Origin of the sequence: Cohnella soli (assembly GCF_042655525.1) — a bacterium.
Taxonomy (GTDB): Bacteria; Bacillota; Bacilli; order Paenibacillales; family Paenibacillaceae; genus Cohnella; species Cohnella soli.
The window spans coordinates 582,648-604,888 of the sequence record NZ_JBHSMI010000029.1; the positions used below are offsets into that span (position 1 = coordinate 582,648).

Here is a 22,241-nt window from a genome sequence, read left to right on the forward strand (position 1 = left end):
GTTTCTGCATGATCGTCAACTCCACAGAGCTTCAGAACAATTTCGGCAAATATCTGGTGCTTGCCAATCAAGAAGAGGTGATCGTTACACGCAACGGCAATCCGATTGCCAAGCTCGTTCCGGTTACCTATGGCAAGATGTTGTCCGAACGTTGGCCTTCTTCGGAAATCATCATGGAAAGCACCGCCAAGTATAACGATAGTCTGGGAAAGTCTACCTATGAAGAGTTTCTTGAGTTGACTAAAGATAACGAGCTGCGGTACGAGTATATCGACGGTCAAATCTACATGCTCGCATCGCCCAAGACGGAGCACCAGTCGGCGCTGACGGAGTTGTTCGGCAACTTTTATAACTTTTTCCAGGGCAAGCCGTGCCGACCGTTCGTCGCTCCTTACGACATTGTACTACGGACCTCATCCAACCAGATCAATAGTGTCCAGCCGGACTTGGCAGTCATTTGCGACCTCGAGCAGCATTTGGGCGAAGACGGCTTCTACAAAGGCGTGCCTGCGCTTGTTATCGAAATCTTATCCGAAAGCACGCGGCGCAAAGATCTGGTTTCCAAGCTGAATCTCTATATGGAGGCCGGTGTTAAGGAATATTGGATCGTGAACCCTCTGAACAAAGAAATCACCGTATATCTGTTTGAAGATTTGAACATTAAAGACAGCACGACCTACAAAAATGGCGAATCCGCCTTGTCTTTTTCTTTCCTCGGCTTGTCCGTTCCGTTAAATGTCGTTTTTGCCCGCCCCTATTAGATTATTGCCTTCCTTCAGGATCTCGTCCTGATCGATTCGCCTTTGGCCGTTATGACGTGGGTCGTGTCGCTTTTGCTCTCATGGAGTAGACGGCGGCTCCGGTTAAACAGGCAGCGCAAAATATGAATAGCAATTGCCGCGTTAAATATAAATAGCGCAAGCGTCAACAACATAAAAAACACCGGCGCAATGCTGTTCGCACCTATGCGAAGGAATGCGACATTTAAGCCGCCCGCGACCAAGTAAAGAAGGCCGTACCTGACCGCCAGCTCGCGCATAGTCACTCGCTCCCCCTTGCCTTTCACCCGAATCCGCACCAGCCATTTACCAGGCGTCAATCCGTTTGTAATAAAGGGAATCACGATGAAGTAACCAACGACGGCACATAAGTAAGTAAAGGGAACGTGCAGCACAGACAGGATGGCCATAAGCGGAACCATAATCATCCAATCTATTAAGAATGCGACAGCTCTTTGCGTATAGGAGACGCGTCGCACGGACAGATCGGTTCGCTCATCCAGCTTGTCCGTGCGCGGCAGCCATCTGCCGATCCAGTCGGCAAATACGAAACCGAACAGTCCTCCTGCCGTATTCATCATCAGATCATCTACGTCAAACAGCCTGTATGGATAGTCGTAAATGCCAAACACGGCCGTCACTTGCGTAATCTCGAAGAAAAGCGACAAGCCTAGCGTACACAACAAGCAGACCGCCCACCGAGTGCGGAAATAATGTCGCATGAACATTCCGAACGGAACCATCAGCAAAATATTAAATACGACCTGAAGGAACGCACGTTCCTTCAGCAGGTGAAGGTACGTCGCAGGGCTGTCCAGTCTCACTCCGGTTTCCTTGGCGATGTCGGAAACGAAATGGAACGGAATCCACTGAGCATATGACTTCGCTTTCGGCGGCGAATTATGGATAGAATCAGGCAGCGGCAGAAGGATCAAATAAAACGCGTTCATTAAGTACAGCAAGAAAAGATATAAAATGAGCGCTCTGTACTTGTGAATATAGCCGTAGCGGCGATATTGTACGATTAGGAAAGGCAGCGTAAATAGTGCCGCCGCAATCGGGAATGTAAAAAACGCGTAAGAAATCGGAAGCACATAAAAATCCAGCATATGAATTCCTCCCAGACGACATAAAAGCAGCCTCCATAACGTATTAGTCGCAGACTAATGATCGTCATAGAGGCCGCCTTCACAATAAAACAATTATTGGATTCGCAAACGGCTATCCCCTTGACTCAGCAAGGTTCGGCGGCAGGATTGCCTGCTTCCGTCGCCGTTCTGAAGCTTGAACCGCACCCGCATGTCGCAGTCGCGTTCGGATTCTGAATCGTGAACCCGCCGCCCATCGCCGATTCTTTCCAATCGATTTCGAGGCCGCGCAAGTATTTCATGCTGTTGCTGTCTACAACAACTTTTAACCCAGAGACGTTGAGCTCATTATCGCCTTCGTTTAACTCGTCGTCGAAGCCCATGCCGTAGGAAAAGCCGCTGCATCCGCCTTCCTGCACGCCGATTCGCAAAAACAAATTCGGCGCCTCTTCTGCGGCCAGCATTTCCAAAATTTTATCCGAAGCGGATTCGCTAATGTTGATCATGTCGGTTCCCTCCCCGTGCGTTTGTGCCTCTAGTATACTCCAGAGTGCTTCACGCCTCAAGGGAAGCTTCGCCTGTAAACGGTTGGGCGATCGCCTTTAATTCAATTTTGCAGCGAAATTGTCCGGGATCGTTCTGCAGAAAATCTGCCAATCTGCGGAATACGTGAGCTAGTTCAACGCCCGAGCTTTCGGTGTCGAGCTGATAACGGAACTGATCGGCTGACAAGCTCTTCATCCGCCCGCGTTCGTAGTCCCTCGTTTCCGTCTCCTGCAGCCTTCTCCATTCTTTCGCCGGCTCGAACTTGTCCGCTTTACGTACGATATGCTCGTATATCCGTTGTTTTTTCAGCCACATATAGTACTGAATCGGGTTGCTCAACTGCCAAGCCTGCGATAAGTCTTTAATGGTGTACGCCGCGCGATATTGCTGAAGCGTCTGGATTTTCTCCGCCTCTTCCAACTTCTCAAGCTCGCTGAGAGGCATGATATCCGGTTTCAATGCCATGCACCGCCTTATTTTGGACTTTATACTACTAACATAACCATAAAATGTTTATTATTCAAGTTCATTCCCGAAAATGGCATCCTTTATACCCTTCCTATTACTAGTTGCCCCGAAATGGGATGAGGTTTATAATAATGTTCAGTTGTTTATTGTTCGAACGCTTCTGCATGAGAGATAAAGTTATTTTTTTCACAAACGTTGCAGCAACCTCTTTTTACTTCCATTTTATCCATTATCGCATAACGGGAGGCGGCATTCATGACGCTCATTACGACACACTCCGATCGCCAAATGGCGGATATCGCCGATAAAGTCCGCAATGGCGAACGTCTGAGCCTGGAAGACGGCATTTTCTTGTACCGTTCGGACGATTTGCTGACAATCGGCCAGCTCGCCAACGAAGTAAACTTAAAGAAAAACGGGAAAAAGGTATATTTCATTGAGAATATGAGCCTTTATTTCACGAACGTATGCGAAGCGCATTGCGCTTTCTGCAATTTCCGCAAGGACGAAGGTCAGGAAGGCGCTTATACGCTATCTCCGCAAGAGATGATCGATTATGTCGAACAGCACATCCATCCGGGCGTGCGGGAATTCCATATCGTCGGCGGGCATAACCCGAACGTGCCGTTCGACTATTACGTCGAATCGATCCGGGCGCTGAAAGAAAAATACCCTCATGTGACGATGAAAGCCTACACAGCGGCGGAGATCGATTTCTTCTCCCGTATCTCGGGCCTTAGCTACAAGGAAGTGCTGGAGAAATTGATCCAAGCCGGGCTCGAGACATTGACGGGCGGTGGCGCGGAAATCTTATCTGATCAGTATCGTAAAAAAATGCGGGTGGACAAGGCGAACATCGCACAATATTTGGACGTGCACCGGACGGCTCACAATCTCGGCTTGCGCACCCACACGACGATGCTATACGGTTCGGTTGAATCGCTCGAGGAGCGCGTGCAGCATATGATTCACATCCGCGACTTGCAGGACGAGACGAACGGTTTCCAAGTATTCATTCCGCTATCCATGCAGCCGATTAGTCCGAAAGCCAGCATCCGGCGCCGCAACTCCGCATTCGACGACTTGAAGGCAATCGCAATCAGCCGACTGATGCTCGATAATATTCAACACATTAAGGCTTATTTCATCAACATCGGCACTCAGTTAACGCAAGTCGCTTTAACGATGGGCGCTTCCGACGCCCATGGTACAATCGTTCGCGAGAAAATCAGCCATGCCGCGGGCGCATTAACACCATCCGGAATAACCCGCGAGGACCTCGTCTGGTTGATCAAGGGAGCCGGACGCATTCCGGTCGAACGCGACACGTTCTATAACGAAGTCAAAGTATACGAGTAAATCGAGTTCCCGTCGGGAAGACGGGGACTCTTCTGTGTAATACTAAGCAGTGACTATGATCAGCTTTGCGATTAACGATATCATCGATGCCAACGTCAAAGGAGTTTACCACATGAGCAAAATCGTCGTACTGGGCGGCGGGTACGGAGGACTGATGGTCGTCCAGGAACTGATTGAACAGCTTCCGAGCGACGTCCAAATTTTTCTTGTCGATCGCATGCCTTTTCAAGGCCTAAAGACGGAATACTACGCGCTAGCGGCGGGGACGGTGTCCGATCTCCAAATCCGCGTCCAATTTCCAGCGCACCCGCAACTTCGATTGGTGTACGGCGATATAACCGATATCGATCTCGACAACAAAATCGTCCATATTACAGGAAACGACCCGCTTTCTTACGATTCGCTCGTCATCGCCCTTGGTTGCACGGACAATTACCACGGTATCGATGGCGCGGACCAATATACGTGCAGCATCCAGTCGTTGTCGGCAACCCGCAAGACGTTCCAGCAAATTAACGATATCCGTCCGTACGGTCAACTGACGATCATCGGAGGCGGCTTAAGCGGCGTCGAAGTCGCCGCCGAGCTGCGGGAAGCCCGTACAGATATTAACATTCGCATTCTCGACCGGGGCAGCAGCGTCATGTCCGCGTTCCCGGGCAAGCTTCAGCAGTATGTCGCCTCCTGGTTCCGTGAGCACGACGTCGAAATGAGATCCCATATCGGCATCACTTCCGTTGAGCAAGGCGTCATTCATAACGGAGATGAACCGATTGTAACCGATGTCGCATTGTGGACAGCGGGTATTCAGCCGGTCGAGCTCGTTCAGCGAATGAATATGCCGAAGGACCCGCAAGGCAGGTTGATCGTAAACGCTCATCTGGAATTGCCCGACGCCCCTGGCGTGTATGTCATCGGAGATTGCGCCAGTCAGCCGTTCTCCCCAAGCGCGCAATTGGCCGGCGTCATGGGCAAGCAGGTAGCCGAGATCATCCGCGCCCGACTGGACGGCAAAGAACCGAAAGTCGGCCACATTAAGCTGAAAGGAATGTTCGGTTCCTTAGGCAAAAAGGCCGGATTCGGTTTAATGGGATCTACGCCGCTTCTCGGCCGGATTCCTCGTATGATCAAAAGCGGCGTGCTCTGGAAGAGCAAACGTCACTTCGGTTAATCGGAACAACCGCTTAGAGATCGTCTAAAAGCTTGTCGAGCGCTTCGCGTTCGAGCTTTTGCCGATTAATTTCTTCTATTACGAGCTCGGCTAGTTGCTCGGCCGTCTCGGCGACGACGCTCTCACCGTTTACGAGTGCATAGGGCGACAAGAAACATTCGCCGCAGTTGCCGAGGCAGCCGTATTCGATGACTTCAATGTCGAAGTCCGGCAGCGATTCCAGCTTTTTCAGCGCGATATCGGTGCCGTGCTGCGAGTTACTGACGCAAAATTCCACGATGTCCACGAGTTGCACCGTTCCTTTCCGATCGTAATGAGCGATGACGAAGGCGATCTCACCGGTTTGAAAACTCGAAGTTTTGTACTATAATAGTAAGTGTTACAATCCACGCATTCCGCACGGGATGCGAAGATAAAGGAGTGGATGAGTATGAGTACGAATGCTCCAAGCACGCAATACGACGAAGTCATCGACGTTCTCGATAAATTGCGTCCGTTCTTGCAACGCGACGGCGGAGATGTCGAATTGGTCGATATCGAAGACGGCGTCGTTAAGCTTCGCCTGATGGGCGCATGCGGCAGCTGCCCAAGCTCCACGATCACGCTTAAAGCGGGTATCGAGCGCGCATTGCTGGAAGAAGTCGAAGGCATCCAAGAAGTCGTTCAGGTATTCTGATTCGGTTCTTTGCGGATTTCGATAAAGGTTCTGCCTTGCGGCAGAGCCTTTTGTCATTTTTTGAGATGCGTCCGGATCGGATCGAGCCCTCCGGATACGTCGATCGTATTGCCCGTAATGAAGTCGGATTCGGGCAAGCACAGAAACACGATCATCCGTGCCACGTCTTCGCCGGTACCCGGTCTTCCTCTCGGCGATTCGTCGTCGATTACCCCATCCACGTCCGCGATGCTCTTCTCCTTGTTCCCGCCGCGAATGTCGCCGGGGCAGATCATATTCACCGTAATGCCGCTCGCCGCCTCTTCTACGGCCAGCGTCTTCGTGAACGAGACGAGTCCGACTTTCGCGGCGGCATACACCGCGCGATGCGGCCAAGAGCGTGCTTCGGACGCATGGCCGAAGCCGAAATGAATAATTCTGCCCCATTGCCGTTCCCGCATGCCCGGCAACACGCGATGATCCATAAGCATCGTGCCGACAAGATTGCCATTCATGAGATAATGGATTTCCTCCGTGCGATAATCGGCAAACAAACGTCTTTCGCGAATGAACGGTCCCGCGTTGTTAACAAGAATATCGATGCCCCCGAGCGTTCGCTCTGTCTCGGCGACTAGTCGCTCAGCGTCTTCTTCCTTGGCGATATCCGCTTGAACGGCGCATGCACGACGGCCGAGCGCTTGAATATCGGCGACAAGCCGTTCCGCTTCCTCCCGGCTCGATACATAATTGATGGCGACATCGCAACCGGAGGCCGCAAGCTCAAGCGCAGTTCTTCTGCCTAACCCTTTAGCGCTTCCCGTAATGAGCGCCGTCTTGCCCAACAGCTTCATACGCGGCTCCCCCGTCTCATTCTATTTGATATGTCCCAACCACTTGCAGGCAAAACGAAAGGCGATATGAAGCGAACCTTGGGCAAAACTCCAGCTCCCATCCAGATCGGCGAGGTTGGCTTGCAAATTTTCCAAAGACCGCTTCGAATGAATACCTGCCGCTCGCTGGCTCAGGTCGTCCCGCAGCTCCGCGTTCATCTGGTGCACTTCGAGATTGCGCCTGTCGCGCAACCGTTTCATCTGATCCTGATGCTTCTCTTTTAGCACCGTTAGCGGGCGAGTCATCTCAAGATGCCATCCGTTCTCCCGCAAATTGCGCAGCACCGTATAATACGAGAAATGAGATTTGATTTTCTCCGTCTGCAAACCAAGAAGCCGGTTCAAGAGCGTCCCCAACTTGTCGAGCAAGGCGAATACCCGTATGTAAGCGTTCTTGTCATAGTAGACGTGGCGATAATATTGCAGCCTCTCCTCCGCGTCCAATTCGTCCACATGTTCCGTGCGAACTAGAGCTGCATATTTGCGGGCCGCGTAGATGCTCTGTTCCAGTTCGTCCATGGAGCGAAGCAAACCTTCCGCCCAGATGGCGAGCGTATGATAAGCTTTGGCCTGCTGAGGTTTCTCGCTTGCAATATTGTGTGCTAACAAAACGAATCGTTCCATCGCCTGGACGGTCTCCAGAGACTCCCCTGTCCATTGTCTCGGTGCTTCACCGAACAACTGCCTGAGCATGATCGGCCTCCCCTCATCTGCCAACGAAATACATATGCGGAAGCCAATCCGTCCCGCTAACAATCATGTCTTCATTGTAACGCAACGGAGACGGCTAGCTCAACCGATGTCATCGGGCAAACCGCCGTCTCCGTTATAATCGTTTTTTTGTACGCTCCGGACCAAGTGTTGCCGATCCGTTATCGGGTATAAGCTTTCGTCCGAATGGCCAGCAAGACGAGCATGCTGAACAGCGCCGATATGATAATCGTATGAATTAACCCTGTGAAAACGTAGACGTCCTCGTTACCGAGCGTCAGAGACAGAAGACCGCCGCTGAGCACTTGCAGGCAGACGAGCACAAGCGATTTGTTCGCGATAGAGACAAGTTCTGCCGACTGTCCTGCCGCGCGGCGCACGTAGAACACGAGCAATGCGACAAGCACCAGAAGCAGAAGCGCTGCGACACGGTGTGAGAACGCGATTGCCGTCGTTCCGGACAGCTCGGGAATAACGTCGCCATTGCACAGCGGCCAGCCTTCGCAAGCCCCCCCGGAACTCGTATGACGAATGTATGCACCGAGATAAACGACGCCGTAACAGTACACGATGACGGCGACTATACTGCGGTAGAGTGCAATCGGCACAGCGGCGATGGATGTCGATTTGCCGGATGCCGCTGACGACGCTTGCGCGTTGAATGATCCGTTCTCCAGCGTCTGACGTTTCGCCAGCTTGTACAGCAGCCAAGTACATGTAAAAGCAAACAAAGAAATGCCGAAGTGAAGCGCAAGCACGACGGAGGACTGTTCCCAGATAACAGCCATTGCGCCAAGCGCGGCCTGCATGACGGTGAACAGCAACGCCCCGCCGGCATAAAGCAAATTTTCTTTTTGTTTGGCCGGTTTCCAGAAATAAGTCGCGAGAAACGTCGCGCCGACAAGCAAGCCGACGAGACCGCTGATCATTCGGTGACTATACTCCACCATCGACTCTACGGTATATGCCGGGACAAACTTGCCGTTACACAGAGGCCAGTCCGTTCCGCAGCCTCGACCGGAATCCGTATTCGTAACGAGAACGCCGGCAATCAGAACGAGAAACATCCCGATGCACGTCAACAGCGCCAAAATTTGATATCTCCGTGAGGTCATGCCCATCCCCGATTTCTTGTGAAAGTAAGCGCAAACTGTCTTCACCCATTATACCGAACCCCAACAGTCAAAGCCATGTTCAAAATGTGACCGTTTCGTCGCAGTTCTGTGTGCGCGCGAACATGCAAAAACCGCAGCAACGACGCTGCGGTTCCTCTGTCCACCGATTTATTTCCCTGCCAACTCTCCCGATACCGCTACGGCGCGGTCGAGGAACTGTTCGATTTCCTCGCGGGTTTTGCGAAGCTTGCTTACGAAACGGATAACTTCCTTGCCTCCGAGGAAGGCGATAAAACTCGGAATGCCGAGAATGTTCAGCTCGCTGCACAGATCCGGCAAGTCGTCCCGGTCGATCTCGGCCATCGTCAGACGATCCGAGTAAGCCGCTTCTACGTCGCCGATGAACGGCTCCATGAAGTGGCAATCCGCGCACCAGGTCGTTTTGAAGACGGCGATGGTCAACTTGTCTTGGCCTACAAATTCGCGAAATGCGGTTTCGTCTTGAATACGTCTCATAGGTGCATTCCTCCAATTTATGTTTATCCTATCATGCAGACTGCCTTGATCCTTGCCTTAGCTTCATGAAAGGCGCAAGCAAACGGCGGACCGGGCGCGGATACGAAGCGATCTCTTCCGCGGTGACGACTCGAAGCAGGACAAGCAGCGCCGGATAGAGTACCACCAAAGCGCCTCCCATTACGCAGCAGGACAGGAAAAAAGCGACTTTAGCCGGCAAACCGGCGCATATCGCAAGTACCGCCCATTCGAGAAAGGCAAGCGCACCTGCCACAATACCGCTCGTGGCAAGAAATGGCACCCATCGATTGCCGAGCAACTTAAACTTCGAGCGTTTGCGCAGGCTCATGATATTAAACAGAAGCGCCCAGATGAAACAGACCGTCGTCGCGGCGATAATGCCGTACACACCGAACATCGGCGCAAGCGCAAAGCTCAGAACGACTTTCAACAAAACGCCTGTAATCGCGTGCATGGTCGCTTTTTTCGGTTCCCCGATGCCGAGCAGAATGGAGTTAGTTACCATCATCCCGATCTGGAACAGCGTACCGAGCGTTAGCATTGCGACGATTGTGCTTCCATTCGCTTTCTCGAACAGCAGGCCGTTCACGCTGTAAGCGCCGACCCCAAGCAGCAGAACGACCGGCATGCCGCTGTAAAGAGCGATCCGCACCGCAAGCGAGGCTTGACGGCCGACTTGTACGTCATCGCCAGTCGCGTGGGAGGAAGAGATTAGAGGGATAATCGATTGGCTGAGCGCGACCGCGAGAATAATCGGAATGCCGGCAATCGATTGCGCATTCATGCCGTATACTGCGGCCCAATGATTGATTTGTTCGATATTGAAGTGGCCGACGGTGAGCGACTTGATCATCATGTTGTCGAGCGTATATAGCAACTGTACCGTAATCGCCGTCATAACGATCGGAATCGACAGACCGAACAATTCCTTGTAAATCGACTTCAAACTTAACGGACGAGAGGAATCGCTTCTACTCTGAGGCTCGGCTCTGTCGCTCGCTTTCAGCTTGCGAGCGTAATAGAGCATGACAACGAACGCTCCGATGCTTCCGAACACGCTGCCGAACGCGGCGCCCGATGCGATGCCTTGCTCATTCGTTTTGTCCATCGAATAGATGATCGAAGCGATCAGGACAGCCGCCACTACCCGCAAAATTTGTTCCACGATTTGCGAGATTCCGCCCGCCGTCATAAATTGCCGCCCTTGGAAGTAACCTCTCATCATCGCGATCAAGGGGAACAGCAACAGCGAAGGCGCAATCGCCCGTATGGCGGACGCAGCGTCAGGTTCCTTCAATATTGAATCCGCGATAAACGGCGCTACGATCCACAGACCGATTGTAATGACGAAGCCAGCAACTAGTCCGAACAGCAAAGCCGCCCGATACACCTGCTGCGCTTCATCGACCTTTCCGACCGCATAACGGCCCGAAACCATTTTGCTGACGGCGCTTGGGATGCCGGCAGTCGCGACAACAAGCAAAAGCAAATAAATCGCGTTCGCATTGTTGTAATAAATAACACCGAGTTCGTCCATTAAATAATCGAGGGGTACCCTCTGGAAAATGCCGAGCGCCCGCGCGACAAGCGCTGCGGCCGCAAGTATGAGCGTGCTCTTGAGTAAGGTGTCCTTTTTCAACGTAACTCTTTGACCTCTTCCGCTTCACGAATGCAAGCAATTAATGGGACAGGCTCTTAAACGATCAGCCAGATGACGAACAGGACGATCATCGCCAATTGGGCAATAAATTTCACAACGGTGCTCGCTAGCAAACCGACCATCGATCCCCATCCAACAAGCAGCGATTTCTTCATGTCGGACCCGTGGATCAACTCACCGAGAATCGCGCCGGCGAGGGGGCCGATAATGAGTCCGAAAGCCGGAATGACGAAAGGTCCGATCAGAATGCCAACCAAGCTACCGATGACGGACGCTCGCGAACCTCCGTACTTCTTAACTCCCCAAGCGCTGACGACATAGTCCGCCACGAACAGCACGACGACGATCGCCGTTTGCAAAAACCAAAACCAAAAGCCAAACGGTTCGAACGAGAAAAACCACCCATAAACGAAAAACGCTGCGTAAATCGCCAGAGCGCCCGGCAACATCGGGTAAATCGCGCCGGCCATGCCGACGGCGAATAAAGCCGATATGATTGTCCAGCCTAACACATCCAACGCCAATCACGTCCTAAGCACATATTGTCGGATCGCTTCCGCGACACCGTCCTCCGTGTTGCTGGCCGTAACTACGTTCGCGGCAAACTTCACTTCCTCCTGCGCATTCCCCATCGCTATGCCAAGGCCCGAAGCACGAATGGCCGCGATGTCGTTCAAGCTGTCTCCGATCGACACGACCTCGCTCATCTCGCAGCCGAGCATTTTGCACAATTCCATCAGCGCAGTCGCTTTCGAGACCCCCATCGCATTGATCTCGATGTTATACGGCGACGAATTGCTGATCTCCAAACCTTCCCAATCGTTGATCTCGCGAAGAATGTCCTGGAGTACCGGAACGTCCTCGGAGTAAAAGCCGAATTTCAACCAGTCAAGAGTCGGCACGTCATCTACCCATTGTTCCTTATTGTGAATGCCTCCGGTCGAATAAGCCCAATACCAGACGTTGTAACGAAGCGCGATTTCGCGCAATCTGGCAATCTTCTCCCAATCCAGCAGCGTACGACGATGAATCTCATGCGGTTTCGTCCAGATCTCGCCGCCATTCACCGTAATCATCGGCGTATACAGACCAAGTTGCTCAGCGATCGGCAGCGCGCTCGGAAACCCCCGCCCGGTCGATACGCAGACGGTCACGCCCGCTTCGACCGCACGCCTTACCCATTCGATATTCGTCTCGCTGATTTCGCTGCGGTCGTTCAACAGCGTGCCGTCCAAGTCCAGCGCCAATAATTTGTATTTCCCTGTTGCGTCTGCCATCTATCCGTCCACTCCCCGCTGTCGCTTCAACACATCACCGTCAATTCTAACACATTTGGGTGATGGAATCGAAGCGAACTTGATGATTCGAACAGGGCAGTCGCTTACAAAGAACGCTCATACTCGAGGTAGCAAGGGAAACTTCGACGGAGGTTGCACATTTGACTTTGCAGCGATTTACTTCGCTGAAGCGACTTAATCGACAGTCTCCTGTACGCATTAACTCGCTGTTCGCAGCCCTGTTTCTCGGAGAATTACTTTGCCGGACGCATTAACTCGCTACGGGCAGCCCCGGTTCTCGGCGATTTACTTCGTTGGACGCATTAACTAGCTGTGCTCAGCCCCGGTTCTCAGCGATTTACTTCGTTGGACGCATTAACTTGCTGTGCTCAGCCCCGGTTCTCGACGATTTACTTCGCCGGACGCATTAACTCGCTGCGGGCAGCCCCGGTTCTCGGCGATTTACTTCGTTGGACGCATTAACTTGCTGTGCTCAGCCCCGGTTCTCGGCGATTTACTTCGTCGGACGCATTAACTCGCTACGGGCAGCCCCGGTTCTCGGCGATTTACTTCGTTGGACGCATTAACTTGCTGTGCTCTGCCCCGGTTCTCGGCGATTTACTTCGCCGGACGCATTAACTCGCTGTGCGCAGCTCCGGTTCTCGGCGATTTACTTCGCTGGACGCATTAACTCGCTGCTCTCAGCCCTGTTCTCGGATATGGCAAAGCCCGCCCACGGGATGCAAGTGCATCCTGATAGGCGGGCTTCCCTTCTCTTATCTTTGCGCTTGGTTGACGACGTTGCCGTCGTTCGCTACTTTTCATTGCGCCGGGGCATTCGCATTCCCCGTTCCCGCAGGAGGCGACGCCGGCTTGCGCGGCGTGCCATTCAAGCCAATCTCTGCATCGTACGCGTCGAAAATTTTCCTTGCAATCGGCGCCGCTCCCCAACCGCCGTATCCGCCGTCCGGCACAACGACTGCAACGGCCAGCTTCGGATGATCGGCAGGCGCGTATGCGATAAACACAGCGTTCTCGACACGCCGCCGTTTGCCTACGTCTTGCTGGGACGTTCCGGTCTTTCTCATGTAGGTGTAGTTCACACCTTCGAAGCCTGTCACTTTAACCTGCGCCATGCCCGCTTCAATCGCTTTCCAGTACGCTTCCGGGAAATCAACCGTGTTCAGCACTTCGGGTTGGAACGGCAGTGTCACATTCCCATCTACGTCGCGGATTTCGTTCACGAACTGCGGTTTCATCCGTTTGCCGTGACTGGCGAGCGTCGCCGCGTACTGTGCAAGCTGTAATGTCGTGTATTTCCCCTGTTGCCCCCACGCCGCCCTAACGAGTGCGGATTGGGAACTAGCTTTTTCGGCTTCGTGGAAATACTCGACAACGCCAGCCGATTCATTCGGCAAGCCGCTGCCCGTCTTCACGCCCAATCCGAACTGCTTCATGTATTCATCCCATACGTTAACGCCTTGGATACCTTTGTATTTCAAATACAAATTATTACCGACCATTGCCGACATAAACGCATTGGACGAATGGGCGATCGCTTCCGTCGCATTGATTTTTCCGTTGGCGGCGCCGCTGGCGTTAGAAATTTTAACTTTATGCCCTTCTTTACCGAATTCAAAATAACCGATGTCCGTATATTTCGTGCTCGTCGTGAACAATTTCTCGTTCAAACCGACGAGGACAGATAGAGGTTTCTGCGTCGACCCGAGATAAACAAGCGATGAAGGATGATTATTGCGCTCTACATCATTTTCGTATGGTGCTGGCGCATCTTTAATTGTACCGTTATATTGGTAAAATTGGATTGCATCCAAATCTTTTTTGCTGATTCCGCCTTGCCAGACGCTCGGATCGTAATCCGGCATGCTCGCCATCGCCACAACTTTGCCCGTCTCGACTTCCATCGCGACCGCGTATCCCGTCGTCGGCGACGTATTCTCATATTGCTTGCCCTTCGCGTGCCGGATGAAATCGATCTGATCCACAATCGCTTTCTGTGTGACAAGTTGTATATTTTTGTTGATCGTCAAGTATAGATTCTCGCCTTTAACCGGCTTCGTCAGTTTTGTCGGCCCGATGATTTCTCCCAGGCTGTTCACTGGGAACTCTTTGACACCATTGCGGCCCCGCAGTTCATCCTGATACATCAATTCGAGACCGTCTATGCCGACTTCCTCGGAATCCAAATACTTCAACGTGTCGTCCGTCAAATCTTTATTGATGTCTTTGTAACGTACCATCGACTCTCGTACGCCTTTGAGTGGCTTCATGTAGCCGATGAGTTGCACCGCTACCTTGTCTTTGCTGTATTGTCGAATGCTCTCCTCCACAACGTCGATGCCTTTGAATTCGTCTCGATGCTCGGAGAAGTATGCGATCTCTTTCTCGGTCAGTCCCGTCTTCAACCGACGCGGCTGGAACGAATAGTGGACGGTACCCTTCAAATCCATGTACTCGAACACTTTCTGCGCCGTCAGAGGCTTGTCGGAGTTCGTGCCGAGCTTGTTGAATACGCCCACAATTTTCTCCGCCAGCTCCATACCCAATTTGCCATCGTCTTTAGTCATTTTCATGTCGAGCGTGTAGTAGAGAGATTGCGTGGATACCGAATACGCGATCGCTTCCTGTCCGGTAGAATCGTAAATATTACCGCGGATCGGAGGCACCGGAACACTCTTGGAGCCGTTCTTGTGCTCTTGCGCGCGGAGGGACTCGCCTTCGACAAATTGCAAATAAGCGAGCCGGACAATCAAACAGGAGAAAATGAAAAACGTTAAAAAGAAAAAGACGTTTAACCGGAAACTGAAATGCCTTCTGTTCCGGATTTCCCGCTTCTGGGCTTCTTCCGTTAATTTATTGCTCATGCGGTCAATCCTCCTTGCTTAATATGCGTGTCGGCGAAACTTGGAGTATCGAACCAATTCCCCGTATTCGCCCATGTGCAATCGAGAGGCGCCCAGCGCTCTCCGATTCGAACTTCATTCCATGCGTGCGACCCGTAACCGCCGCGTCCATCGTAACCTAGTCCGGTTACGACGTGGACTTCCAGTCCCGCCGCACGGGCCATTGCTGCGTAAAGCCGAGCATAATCGATGCAGACGCCTTTGCGCGTTCGGAACGTCGCTTCCGGGTTCTGCTCGCGCCATACACCGTTTTCGACATAGAGGCTCGCTTTATCGTCGTCGTAGACGATTCGGCTGCCGACCCAGTCGTACAGCGCCTTCGCTTTTGCTTCTTCCCCGGCGGCGTCTTTCGTGACCTCGACCGCTGCCGCCGCAATGTCCTCCGGCAAGTTCGCGTCGATGACGTCGTACCGCTTCTGCCATAGCTCTCCGAGCTCGCCGGACACCGCCTTCGCAAACACGGGAAGCCGCTCATTCAGCAATCCGCCTGTCGCCGGGCGGATTACCTGGGCTGCGACTTCCCTGTACAAGCCCGATTGTTGAATGTAATCGGACATCGGCGCACTCGGGAAAATTGCGCAATACGCGAAAAGCACTGCTGTTAACAATAACGCGCGTCCGGCCCCCAAAGTCGCGCCGATCAGCCCGCCCGCCGATTTGCCGACGGCTCCGCCTGACGGAACGACGGCGAACGGCACCGAGACGACCGATGCGAACGCCTTCGTAACAATGCCAGTTAACGCCCTAACGATCGAATGAACGACAAGGAATAACGCCGCAAACCGCAGCAAAGGCAAGTCGCGCAAGCCCGCCAGCGCCGTATAGCCGAATTGCGACCACGCAGACGCTTCTGGCCCCGGATTGGACAAATTCCGATCAACGAGCCACATCTGCACATGCGGCGACGCTTTCGCGGCAAGGAGTGCCGCCAATGCGATAGCAGCGACCGAGATGACCGCAGAGATCAGAAAAAAGACGAGCTGCTTGACGGAGCCCGAAGCGCCGCACCTGAATCCTCTGTACATGGAAAAGGCCACCATGGCGAGCAGAAGCCAGGTGACGAGATTGCGATCGAACAGCTCTTCCATACCGTTCATCGCTTACTTCGCGCCATTCCGAGCCTGAACGACGAATTCGCGTACCGCGCCTTCCATTTTCCAAGTACCGAGAGATTGGCCGTGGAACTTCACCGATACTTCGCCGGAATTCGGAACACCAGACAGCTCTAAATTCGTCGACTTGATCGAATAGGAACCGTCCGCATTTTTGACGTAAGTCGCCTCAGAGGCTTCTCCCGCCATCGCTTTAATCGCTTGGTCTTTAATCTCGGATGTAACCTTGTCCCCGATTTTCGTTACTTCCTTCTGAATATCATCTATGGTGTATCCGCTATATACGCAGACTCCGACTATGATCGCTGCCACAAGCAACCACTTCACTACCGTCTTCACCAGCTTCACGATAATTAAGATCGCTACGATGGCGACGACGATAACGACCCAATGATCCTGTGCGAACTGCACCCATGTGTCCGTATCGTAATTCATACCGAACCTCCAATTCCCAATGCGCAAAATGACTCACAATATTTCTATTATAACGCATTGAGAGACGAAGCGTAAACGACCGTCATAACCTGGCCTTCGGACACGTACAAGTAGGATAGGCCGTCGTTCGGACGAGTGTCCCCGGCCTTGATGAGGAGGGTATAAACGATGAAAACCGCCATATGGCTCTATTTATTCCTGTTCGTCGCTTTCTTCGACCTGCACGCCCAATACCCGATGCTGACGCCGTTCGCCGTATCGCTGGGCGCGGCACCGTCATTCATCGGTCTCGTCATGGGCATTTATTCTCTTACGCATCTTCCGGGCAACCTGATTGCGGGAGTCGCCGTCGATCGCTTCGGAAGCCGGCTGTTCATCTCCGCCAGCCTCGTCGGTGCAGGCATCCTGCTTGTTCTTCAATCCCGTGTTACTGACCCTTGGCAGCTTCTATACGTCCGGTCGATCAGCGGCTTCGTGCTCGCATTCTTATCGCCGGCCTGTATGTCATTGTTAGCCAAGCTGGCTCGAGATCATATTCACCAAGGCAAACTGATGGCCGGCAATGGACTTGTCCATACGGTCGCTTCCGTTGTCTCCCCGGCTGCGGGCGCCTATCTCGCGGCAACGATCGGATTTAGCCGCTCGTTCGCGATACTTGGTTGGGCGCTGATGCTGACGGGCATTCTCGCACTTGGGTTTATTAAGGACATGCCTTCGACTGTCGCCACCGTACCATCTGATTCGAAACTTGCAAAAAACGGGTCTTTCCCGGCATCGCCTCCACCATCCCAAACCGAAGGCGCTCCTTCCGGCTTCCCTTGGACGGTGTTCTCGCTTCCGATCGGGCTTGCATGCGCGCAAGGTATACTCGCCTTCGAGTTGCCGCTTCGGGGCACCGATGCCGCGGCGATCATGAGCACTGGCATTCTGTTCTCGATCGTCAGTCTTGGCGCACTTGTCACGCTTGGCCTGCTATTTCTAAACCGGTACTTGCCCTACAAGCGCACGGTGTTCGGCGCCTTGATGCTTGCTGTATGTTACTACGGGCTCGCTTCCGGCTGGCCGTTGCCCTTGTCCGTGCTTTTGTTCGCATTAGGTATGGCTAAAGGAATTATTTTCCCGGCGATGACTTCATTCTTGTTGCAATTAAGCGGGCCGACGAGATACGGACGGACGTTCTCGCTGCTCTCGATCTCGCTTTCGATCGGCTCTTTCCTCGGGCCGATCACGGCCGGCGCGGTCAGGGATTATTTCTCGCCATACTTTCTTTCGTTCCTCGCGTTGATGATCGCGCTTGCTCTCTTGTTCCCACGCACGGCATATAAAGACAATTGGCATGCGAATACCCGTGCCGAGTTGCCTCCTGCCGCATGAACCGTTTCGGAACGTAATCCCGACCGAACTGGGTATTCGCACACGTCGAATGATCGCCGTTCGCATAACATGTGTTATCGCCCATGCCCGCCCCGTACAACGGAGGCGAGACAAATCGGGGCGATTAAGGGGTGACCGAGATGTCTACTTGCGCAGGAGGACATAGCGGAAATGGAAGCCATGGTATGGCCACTACAACAATCGTCCTCGTCTTGTTCATTCTGCTCGTCATCGTGTTGCGTGCAGGGTAAAACACACCGCATAATACAACGGAATCCTCGAAGGACCGCATCTGGCGCCAGCCGCCGGACATTCGGCCCTTCGCCATGTTTGTAACCCGTCTTGACGAACGTGTGCGCTGAGCGAGGAATAGTTATCTGCGAGAACATTATTTCGGCGGAATCCGAGCCGGCTGGCGGGATAGTGTTCTGCGAGAACATTACTTTGGCGAAATCCGAGCTGGCTGGCGGGATAGTGTTCTATGAGAACATTACTTCGGCGGAATCCGAGCTGGCGGGCGGGATAGTGTTTTGCGGGAACATTACTTCTGCGGAATCCGAGCTGCCGGGTGGGATAGTGTTCTGCGGGAACATTACTTCTGTGGAATCCGAGTTGCCGGGCGGGATAGTGTTCTGCGGGAACATTAATACGCCTGAATCCGAGCTGGCAAGCGGGATAGTGTTCTGCGGGAACATTACTTCGGCGGAATCCGAGCTGTGGCAGGTGGGATAGTGTTCTGCGGGAACGTTACTTCCTTCGGCGGAAACAAGGGTGACGGGTGAAATCGCGTTCCGTGGTACAATAGAACGACAACGTCCGCGCTAGCTCGTCCGCGCGCCAGAACGGGGAGGTATTCCAAAATGGCATCAGATGATATTGCCATTATCGTCGAAGGTAAAAACGACAAAAGCCGACTCGCCCGCGTCCTCTCTCCCGACGTTCCCGTCCATTGTACGTTCGGAACGCTTAATACGGATAAAATCGAGACATTACGCAAAGCGGTCGGCGACCGACAAGTGTATTTGTTCACAGACCCGGATGCGTCCGGCAAGCGCATCAGAGGCGTTCTGCGCGACGTTTTTCCCGACGCCGAAAATATTTATACACGCAGAGGCTACAGTGGAGTCGAAGGAACGCCCGAGGAATATTTGATTCAAATGCTGGAGAAAGCCGGGCTCGAGGAATATATTCTATACCCCGAGCCCGGATGATGAGGGCGTCTACGTTACAGTAAATTGATATAAAGCCCGCCGAGCACGGTCCGGTTCTGAAACCCGAAATAACGCGAATGTCTCACTTGATTAGGCGTGGAGCTGTAATACCAGTCGGTGATCGGCACCCGCTCGACCGTTTCGCTAATGAAATCCCAGATGGACTTGTACAGCTTTTCGCTGTATTCGCCGTTATCGGTAAAAACTGTCGTCCATGCCAACCAATCGAGCTTCGTGTAATCCGAGCGCGAATCCAGCGGTAGGCCGTAACGGTTCATTTTCAGATTGTACAATCTGACTTCGCTTTCATACACTTCCCGGTCAAACAAACCGACGCCGAGCAATTTGTCCCATACGATGTTGTATTTAATACTCCAGGAATCAGGCTGATCAAAGGCAAGCAGCGATCCTTCTTCCTTCCTCGCGTCCGCACACCATCTTTCCGCCATCGCCTTCGCAGCATAGATATACTTCTCTTCCTGCACCAGTTTGCCGTATGCTCCCAACGCCACAATAGCCTTCATGCTCAAGTTGCAGTTATGGGCCAGATGTCCGGCGAAATCGTCCGTGCAAAGCTGATTACCCGGGTCGTATCCGTACTCCATTAAGTAATTCGCCCATTTGTCCAATAAAGACTTCTCTTGCAAAACAAAATCCCTTGAGCCCTCATAATGGGACAATGCCGATACCGCCAACAGCATATTGCCGCATTCCTCTACAGGCATTTGATCTTCCAGCTTGTTTTCCCCGTAGACTTGACCGTTGCACAACGGATATTGCCCGCAATCGTGCGGAGCGAAATCGAACGTCCAGGCATCGGAGCGCGCATATTTCAAAATCGGGCGCAGCATCCCCTTGACCAGTTCCGGATTATATTTAAAGAACAAAGGGATCGACGGATAGGTAACGTCCAGCGTGGCGATGCAGCCGTTGCTGAAGCATTCCTTGGACAGGAACAGCGCCTCCCCCTCGTGCATCACAAGCTTATGAGCAGCGATCGTTTGCCGGTAGGCCAGAGCTGCGATGTCCGCATAATATCGATTTACTTTTCCGGTTTCACCGCTAAGTTTCTCCTCAAAATCCCACGATAGAGCACGAACCTGCTCGAAGTCGGCTACGGCTTGTTTCAGCATATTGTCAAACGTTCCGTATTCCTTTTTGTAATACGCGTCCACCTGCTCCCCGAAATATGCAATGGACTTGATATCGTCGTAGGCCAGGCAGATCGTATCGGAGAGCTTGTCGCTGATTAGCGCAATGCAGCGGTATTCGCTAGCGGGCAGTGCTGTTTCTCCGTCGGCGTCCACATGAGCAACATCTTGGTTGGTCAGAAAATGATAGCGTCCGTCGTAATCTGTTACGAATGCTCCGGGGTGTGCAACATGAAGATAACCCCAGTCGATGCGAATGTCGTCTCCGCTGGCGTTAAGGGGTTTTTGCTCTACATTGCCGCAGTAAACGGAATCGGCGCCGCGACAGAAGACGACCTGCTGATCAATCGTATTGACGCAGCATTCACCGGCAATGTCGAAATACACCTCGACTTTATGCTCTTGCCCATCCTTAAAGGCAATGTCATAAGTAATGTAAGAGGCGGGTCGAGACAAAATGTGCAGCCGATCCGGGAGCAAAGGCGTTAAAAACTTCAAGGTCAACTCAACCTGTTCGTTGGCAAAGGTGTAGACCGTGGTTAGCGGCTTTACCTCCACTTGGATCTGAGGGATGACCTGCGGTTCCGGGTAATAGCGTTCGCTGAAAACCTCCAGCTTTCCCATGAATCGATACGTTACGCCGTCGATTTTAAGCAGGCCGAGCATGCCGTTGCGCCGTCCTGTCCAATGGCGCGTATGGTCGTCGTACAAACGATCGGCGAACGACCAAATACTGAAATACGGATCGACGGTAATCAGAGGAACTGCCGACGGTCTGAAGCTCATTCGATCATCTCCTGTTCAGTTCTATTCTATTCGATTCACATATAGTATACTGACGTCAATGAAGGCAAAGGATAGATAAAACTGACGATCAAATGAGGAAAATGCGCATGAGGGAACTCATCTATCCGTTTCGGGAGGCAGCTTCCGGACCCTTCGGCTTACATTTCGAGATGGCCGGAAAATCCTTCTGCGACGGCACTTACCGGATCGTAAGGCCGCGCTCTGCCGTAAGCAGCATCGAATATATTATTAGAGGCAGCGGAACGATCATCATCGATTCTCAAACGTTTTATCCGAAAGCCGGGGATACGTATTTCTTGCATCAGGGTCAGGATCATTTGTACTTCTCGGACAAGGATGATCCGTGGATTAAAATATGGGTTAACGTCAGCGGAGATCTGTTGACGGATATGATTCGGAGATACGGACTGGAAGGTTGCTACCATATCCCGGATTTCTACTCGATGAACTATTTACATCAAATCGTTCATAACGCGCAAATAAACGACGATAATTCCGTTCTGAACTGCACGCTCGCCGTTCATGAACTGCTGTGCAAAATCAATGAGCATCTGTACGCGCCAGATGTGCAATCGGATGCGATGAAGCTTAAAGCTTACCTGGACCACCGCGTTGCAGAGAACGTTTCCTTGTCGGAGCTTGCCGCGATCATCGGCAAATCGGAATCGCAAACGATCCGCTTGTTCAAGCGGCATTATGCCGTTACTCCCTATCACTATCACCTTCAATTGAAGCTGGAATTTGCGCAGAAGCTGCTTAGAAGCACAGGGATGACTGTCCGTGAAGTCGCGTCCCATCTCTCCTTTGCGGACGAGTTCTACTTCTCTAATCTGTTCAAAAAGAAAGTGGGGGTATCGCCAAATCATTTTCGTAAGGCGAGACTCTAAATTGGGTTGGAAGGTAATGACGGACAATACGAAAAGCTGCACCCGCTTGGAAGAGCGGGCTGCAGCTTTAAGCTTTACATAAGG

24 protein-coding genes are annotated in these 22,241 nt (G+C 52.5%); 9 read left to right on the forward strand and 15 right to left on the reverse strand.

Features of this window, described 5'->3' with window-relative positions; genetic code table 11:
• Window positions 1–8: 8 nt before the first annotated feature.
• Entirely contained in the window at window positions 9–761 is a 753-nt protein-coding gene (locus ACFPOF_RS22900; RefSeq protein ID WP_378136973.1) for a type II toxin-antitoxin system prevent-host-death family antitoxin, read from the forward strand.
• Between the two features lie 14 nt (window positions 762–775).
• On the opposite strand, the gene ACFPOF_RS22905 is transcribed toward ACFPOF_RS22900, so the two are convergent.
• The 3 genes from ACFPOF_RS22905 to ACFPOF_RS22915 form a co-directional block, all read right to left on the reverse strand.
• Window positions 776–1,888, reverse strand: coding sequence for a VanZ family protein (locus tag ACFPOF_RS22905; protein ID WP_378136975.1), 1,113 nt, complete (start codon window positions 1,886–1,888; stop codon window positions 776–778).
• A gap of 125 nt (window positions 1,889–2,013) precedes the next feature.
• On the reverse strand, window positions 2,014–2,373 hold the full coding sequence (gene erpA / locus ACFPOF_RS22910) for an iron-sulfur cluster insertion protein ErpA (protein WP_378136977.1): 360 nt from the start codon (window positions 2,371–2,373) through the stop codon (window positions 2,014–2,016).
• A 49-nt stretch (window positions 2,374–2,422) separates the two neighbouring features.
• Window positions 2,423–2,872 carry a hypothetical protein gene (locus ACFPOF_RS22915; protein WP_378136979.1) on the reverse strand — a complete coding sequence of 150 codons (450 nt, stop codon included), beginning with the start codon at window positions 2,870–2,872 and terminating at the stop codon, window positions 2,423–2,425.
• 264 nt (window positions 2,873–3,136) lie between these two features.
• Between ACFPOF_RS22915 and mqnE the strand changes: the two genes are divergently transcribed.
• Together mqnE and ACFPOF_RS22925 are read left to right on the forward strand one after the other, a co-directional pair.
• On the forward strand, window positions 3,137–4,240 hold the full coding sequence (gene mqnE / locus ACFPOF_RS22920; protein WP_378136981.1) for an aminofutalosine synthase MqnE: 1,104 nt from the start codon (window positions 3,137–3,139) through the stop codon (window positions 4,238–4,240).
• Between the two features lie 112 nt (window positions 4,241–4,352).
• Window positions 4,353–5,411 carry an NAD(P)/FAD-dependent oxidoreductase gene (locus ACFPOF_RS22925; RefSeq protein ID WP_378136983.1) on the forward strand — a complete coding sequence of 353 codons (1,059 nt, stop codon included), beginning with the start codon at window positions 4,353–4,355 and terminating at the stop codon, window positions 5,409–5,411.
• Between the two features lie 13 nt (window positions 5,412–5,424).
• Here ACFPOF_RS22925 and ACFPOF_RS22930 read toward each other — a convergent pair whose 3' ends face one another.
• Complete coding sequence (locus ACFPOF_RS22930) at window positions 5,425–5,697, reverse strand: YuzB family protein (protein WP_378136985.1); 273 nt, start codon at window positions 5,695–5,697, stop codon at window positions 5,425–5,427.
• A gap of 144 nt (window positions 5,698–5,841) precedes the next feature.
• Here ACFPOF_RS22930 and ACFPOF_RS22935 point away from each other — a divergent pair, with 144 nt between their 5' ends.
• Window positions 5,842–6,087, forward strand: a complete 246-nt coding sequence (locus tag ACFPOF_RS22935; RefSeq protein ID WP_182302252.1) for a NifU family protein — start codon at window positions 5,842–5,844, stop codon at window positions 6,085–6,087.
• Between the two features lie 53 nt (window positions 6,088–6,140).
• On the opposite strand, the gene ACFPOF_RS22940 is transcribed toward ACFPOF_RS22935, so the two are convergent.
• The 10 genes from ACFPOF_RS22940 to ACFPOF_RS22985 form a co-directional block, all read right to left on the reverse strand.
• Window positions 6,141–6,911 carry an SDR family oxidoreductase gene (locus ACFPOF_RS22940; RefSeq protein WP_378137129.1) on the reverse strand — a complete coding sequence of 257 codons (771 nt, stop codon included), beginning with the start codon at window positions 6,909–6,911 and terminating at the stop codon, window positions 6,141–6,143.
• Between the two features lie 27 nt (window positions 6,912–6,938).
• Entirely contained in the window at window positions 6,939–7,649 is a 711-nt protein-coding gene (locus tag ACFPOF_RS22945; protein WP_378136987.1) for a Cthe_2314 family HEPN domain-containing protein, read from the reverse strand.
• Between the two features lie 179 nt (window positions 7,650–7,828).
• Window positions 7,829–8,758 carry a COX15/CtaA family protein gene (locus tag ACFPOF_RS22950; RefSeq protein ID WP_378136989.1) on the reverse strand — a complete coding sequence of 310 codons (930 nt, stop codon included), beginning with the start codon at window positions 8,756–8,758 and terminating at the stop codon, window positions 7,829–7,831.
• 192 nt (window positions 8,759–8,950) lie between these two features.
• Window positions 8,951–9,298 (reverse strand): thioredoxin family protein, encoded by a 348-nt coding sequence (locus ACFPOF_RS22955; RefSeq protein ID WP_378136991.1) that lies wholly within the window; start codon window positions 9,296–9,298, stop codon window positions 8,951–8,953.
• Between the two features lie 31 nt (window positions 9,299–9,329).
• Window positions 9,330–10,958 carry a putative polysaccharide biosynthesis protein gene (locus ACFPOF_RS22960; protein WP_378136993.1) on the reverse strand — a complete coding sequence of 543 codons (1,629 nt, stop codon included), beginning with the start codon at window positions 10,956–10,958 and terminating at the stop codon, window positions 9,330–9,332.
• Between the two features lie 56 nt (window positions 10,959–11,014).
• Window positions 11,015–11,497, reverse strand: coding sequence for a DUF456 domain-containing protein (locus tag ACFPOF_RS22965; RefSeq protein ID WP_378136995.1), 483 nt, complete (start codon window positions 11,495–11,497; stop codon window positions 11,015–11,017).
• A gap of 6 nt (window positions 11,498–11,503) precedes the next feature.
• Window positions 11,504–12,256, reverse strand: coding sequence for a Cof-type HAD-IIB family hydrolase (locus tag ACFPOF_RS22970; RefSeq protein ID WP_378136997.1), 753 nt, complete (start codon window positions 12,254–12,256; stop codon window positions 11,504–11,506).
• An 821-nt stretch (window positions 12,257–13,077) separates the two neighbouring features.
• Window positions 13,078–15,141: a peptidoglycan D,D-transpeptidase FtsI family protein gene (locus tag ACFPOF_RS22975; RefSeq protein ID WP_378136999.1), complete on the reverse strand. Its 2,064-nt coding sequence runs from the start codon at window positions 15,139–15,141 to the stop codon at window positions 13,078–13,080.
• A complete protein-coding gene (locus ACFPOF_RS22980; protein ID WP_378137001.1) occupies window positions 15,138–16,277 on the reverse strand; it encodes a transglutaminase domain-containing protein in 1,140 nt (379 codons plus the stop codon). Before ACFPOF_RS22980 ends, ACFPOF_RS22975 begins: the two co-directional genes overlap by 4 nt.
• 3 nt (window positions 16,278–16,280) lie before the next feature.
• Window positions 16,281–16,727, reverse strand: a complete 447-nt coding sequence (locus ACFPOF_RS22985; RefSeq protein ID WP_378137003.1) for a hypothetical protein — start codon at window positions 16,725–16,727, stop codon at window positions 16,281–16,283.
• A gap of 168 nt (window positions 16,728–16,895) precedes the next feature.
• Between ACFPOF_RS22985 and ACFPOF_RS22990 the strand changes: the two genes are divergently transcribed.
• The 4 genes from ACFPOF_RS22990 (at window position 16,896) to ACFPOF_RS23005 (ending at window position 19,312) form a co-directional block, all read left to right on the forward strand.
• Window positions 16,896–18,101, forward strand: a complete 1,206-nt coding sequence (locus ACFPOF_RS22990) for an MFS transporter (RefSeq protein ID WP_378137005.1) — start codon at window positions 16,896–16,898, stop codon at window positions 18,099–18,101.
• A 140-nt stretch (window positions 18,102–18,241) separates the two neighbouring features.
• The gene (locus ACFPOF_RS22995; RefSeq protein ID WP_378137007.1) at window positions 18,242–18,352 is read left to right on the forward strand and encodes a sporulation protein YjcZ; all 111 of its coding nucleotides are present in this window, start codon (window positions 18,242–18,244) and stop codon (window positions 18,350–18,352) included.
• Between the two features lie 193 nt (window positions 18,353–18,545).
• Complete coding sequence (locus tag ACFPOF_RS23000; RefSeq protein WP_378137009.1) at window positions 18,546–18,833, forward strand: hypothetical protein; 288 nt, start codon at window positions 18,546–18,548, stop codon at window positions 18,831–18,833.
• A gap of 128 nt (window positions 18,834–18,961) precedes the next feature.
• On the forward strand, window positions 18,962–19,312 hold the full coding sequence (locus ACFPOF_RS23005) for a toprim domain-containing protein (RefSeq protein ID WP_378137010.1): 351 nt from the start codon (window positions 18,962–18,964) through the stop codon (window positions 19,310–19,312).
• A 14-nt stretch (window positions 19,313–19,326) separates the two neighbouring features.
• Here the strand turns inward: ACFPOF_RS23005 and ACFPOF_RS23010 are convergent, their stop codons facing one another.
• Window positions 19,327–21,249 (reverse strand): glutaminase domain-containing protein, encoded by a 1,923-nt coding sequence (locus ACFPOF_RS23010; protein ID WP_378137012.1) that lies wholly within the window; start codon window positions 21,247–21,249, stop codon window positions 19,327–19,329.
• Between the two features lie 107 nt (window positions 21,250–21,356).
• Between ACFPOF_RS23010 and ACFPOF_RS23015 the strand changes: the two genes are divergently transcribed.
• Window positions 21,357–22,157, forward strand: a complete 801-nt coding sequence (locus ACFPOF_RS23015; protein WP_378137014.1) for a helix-turn-helix domain-containing protein — start codon at window positions 21,357–21,359, stop codon at window positions 22,155–22,157.
• Window positions 22,158–22,241: the final 84 nt, after the last annotated feature.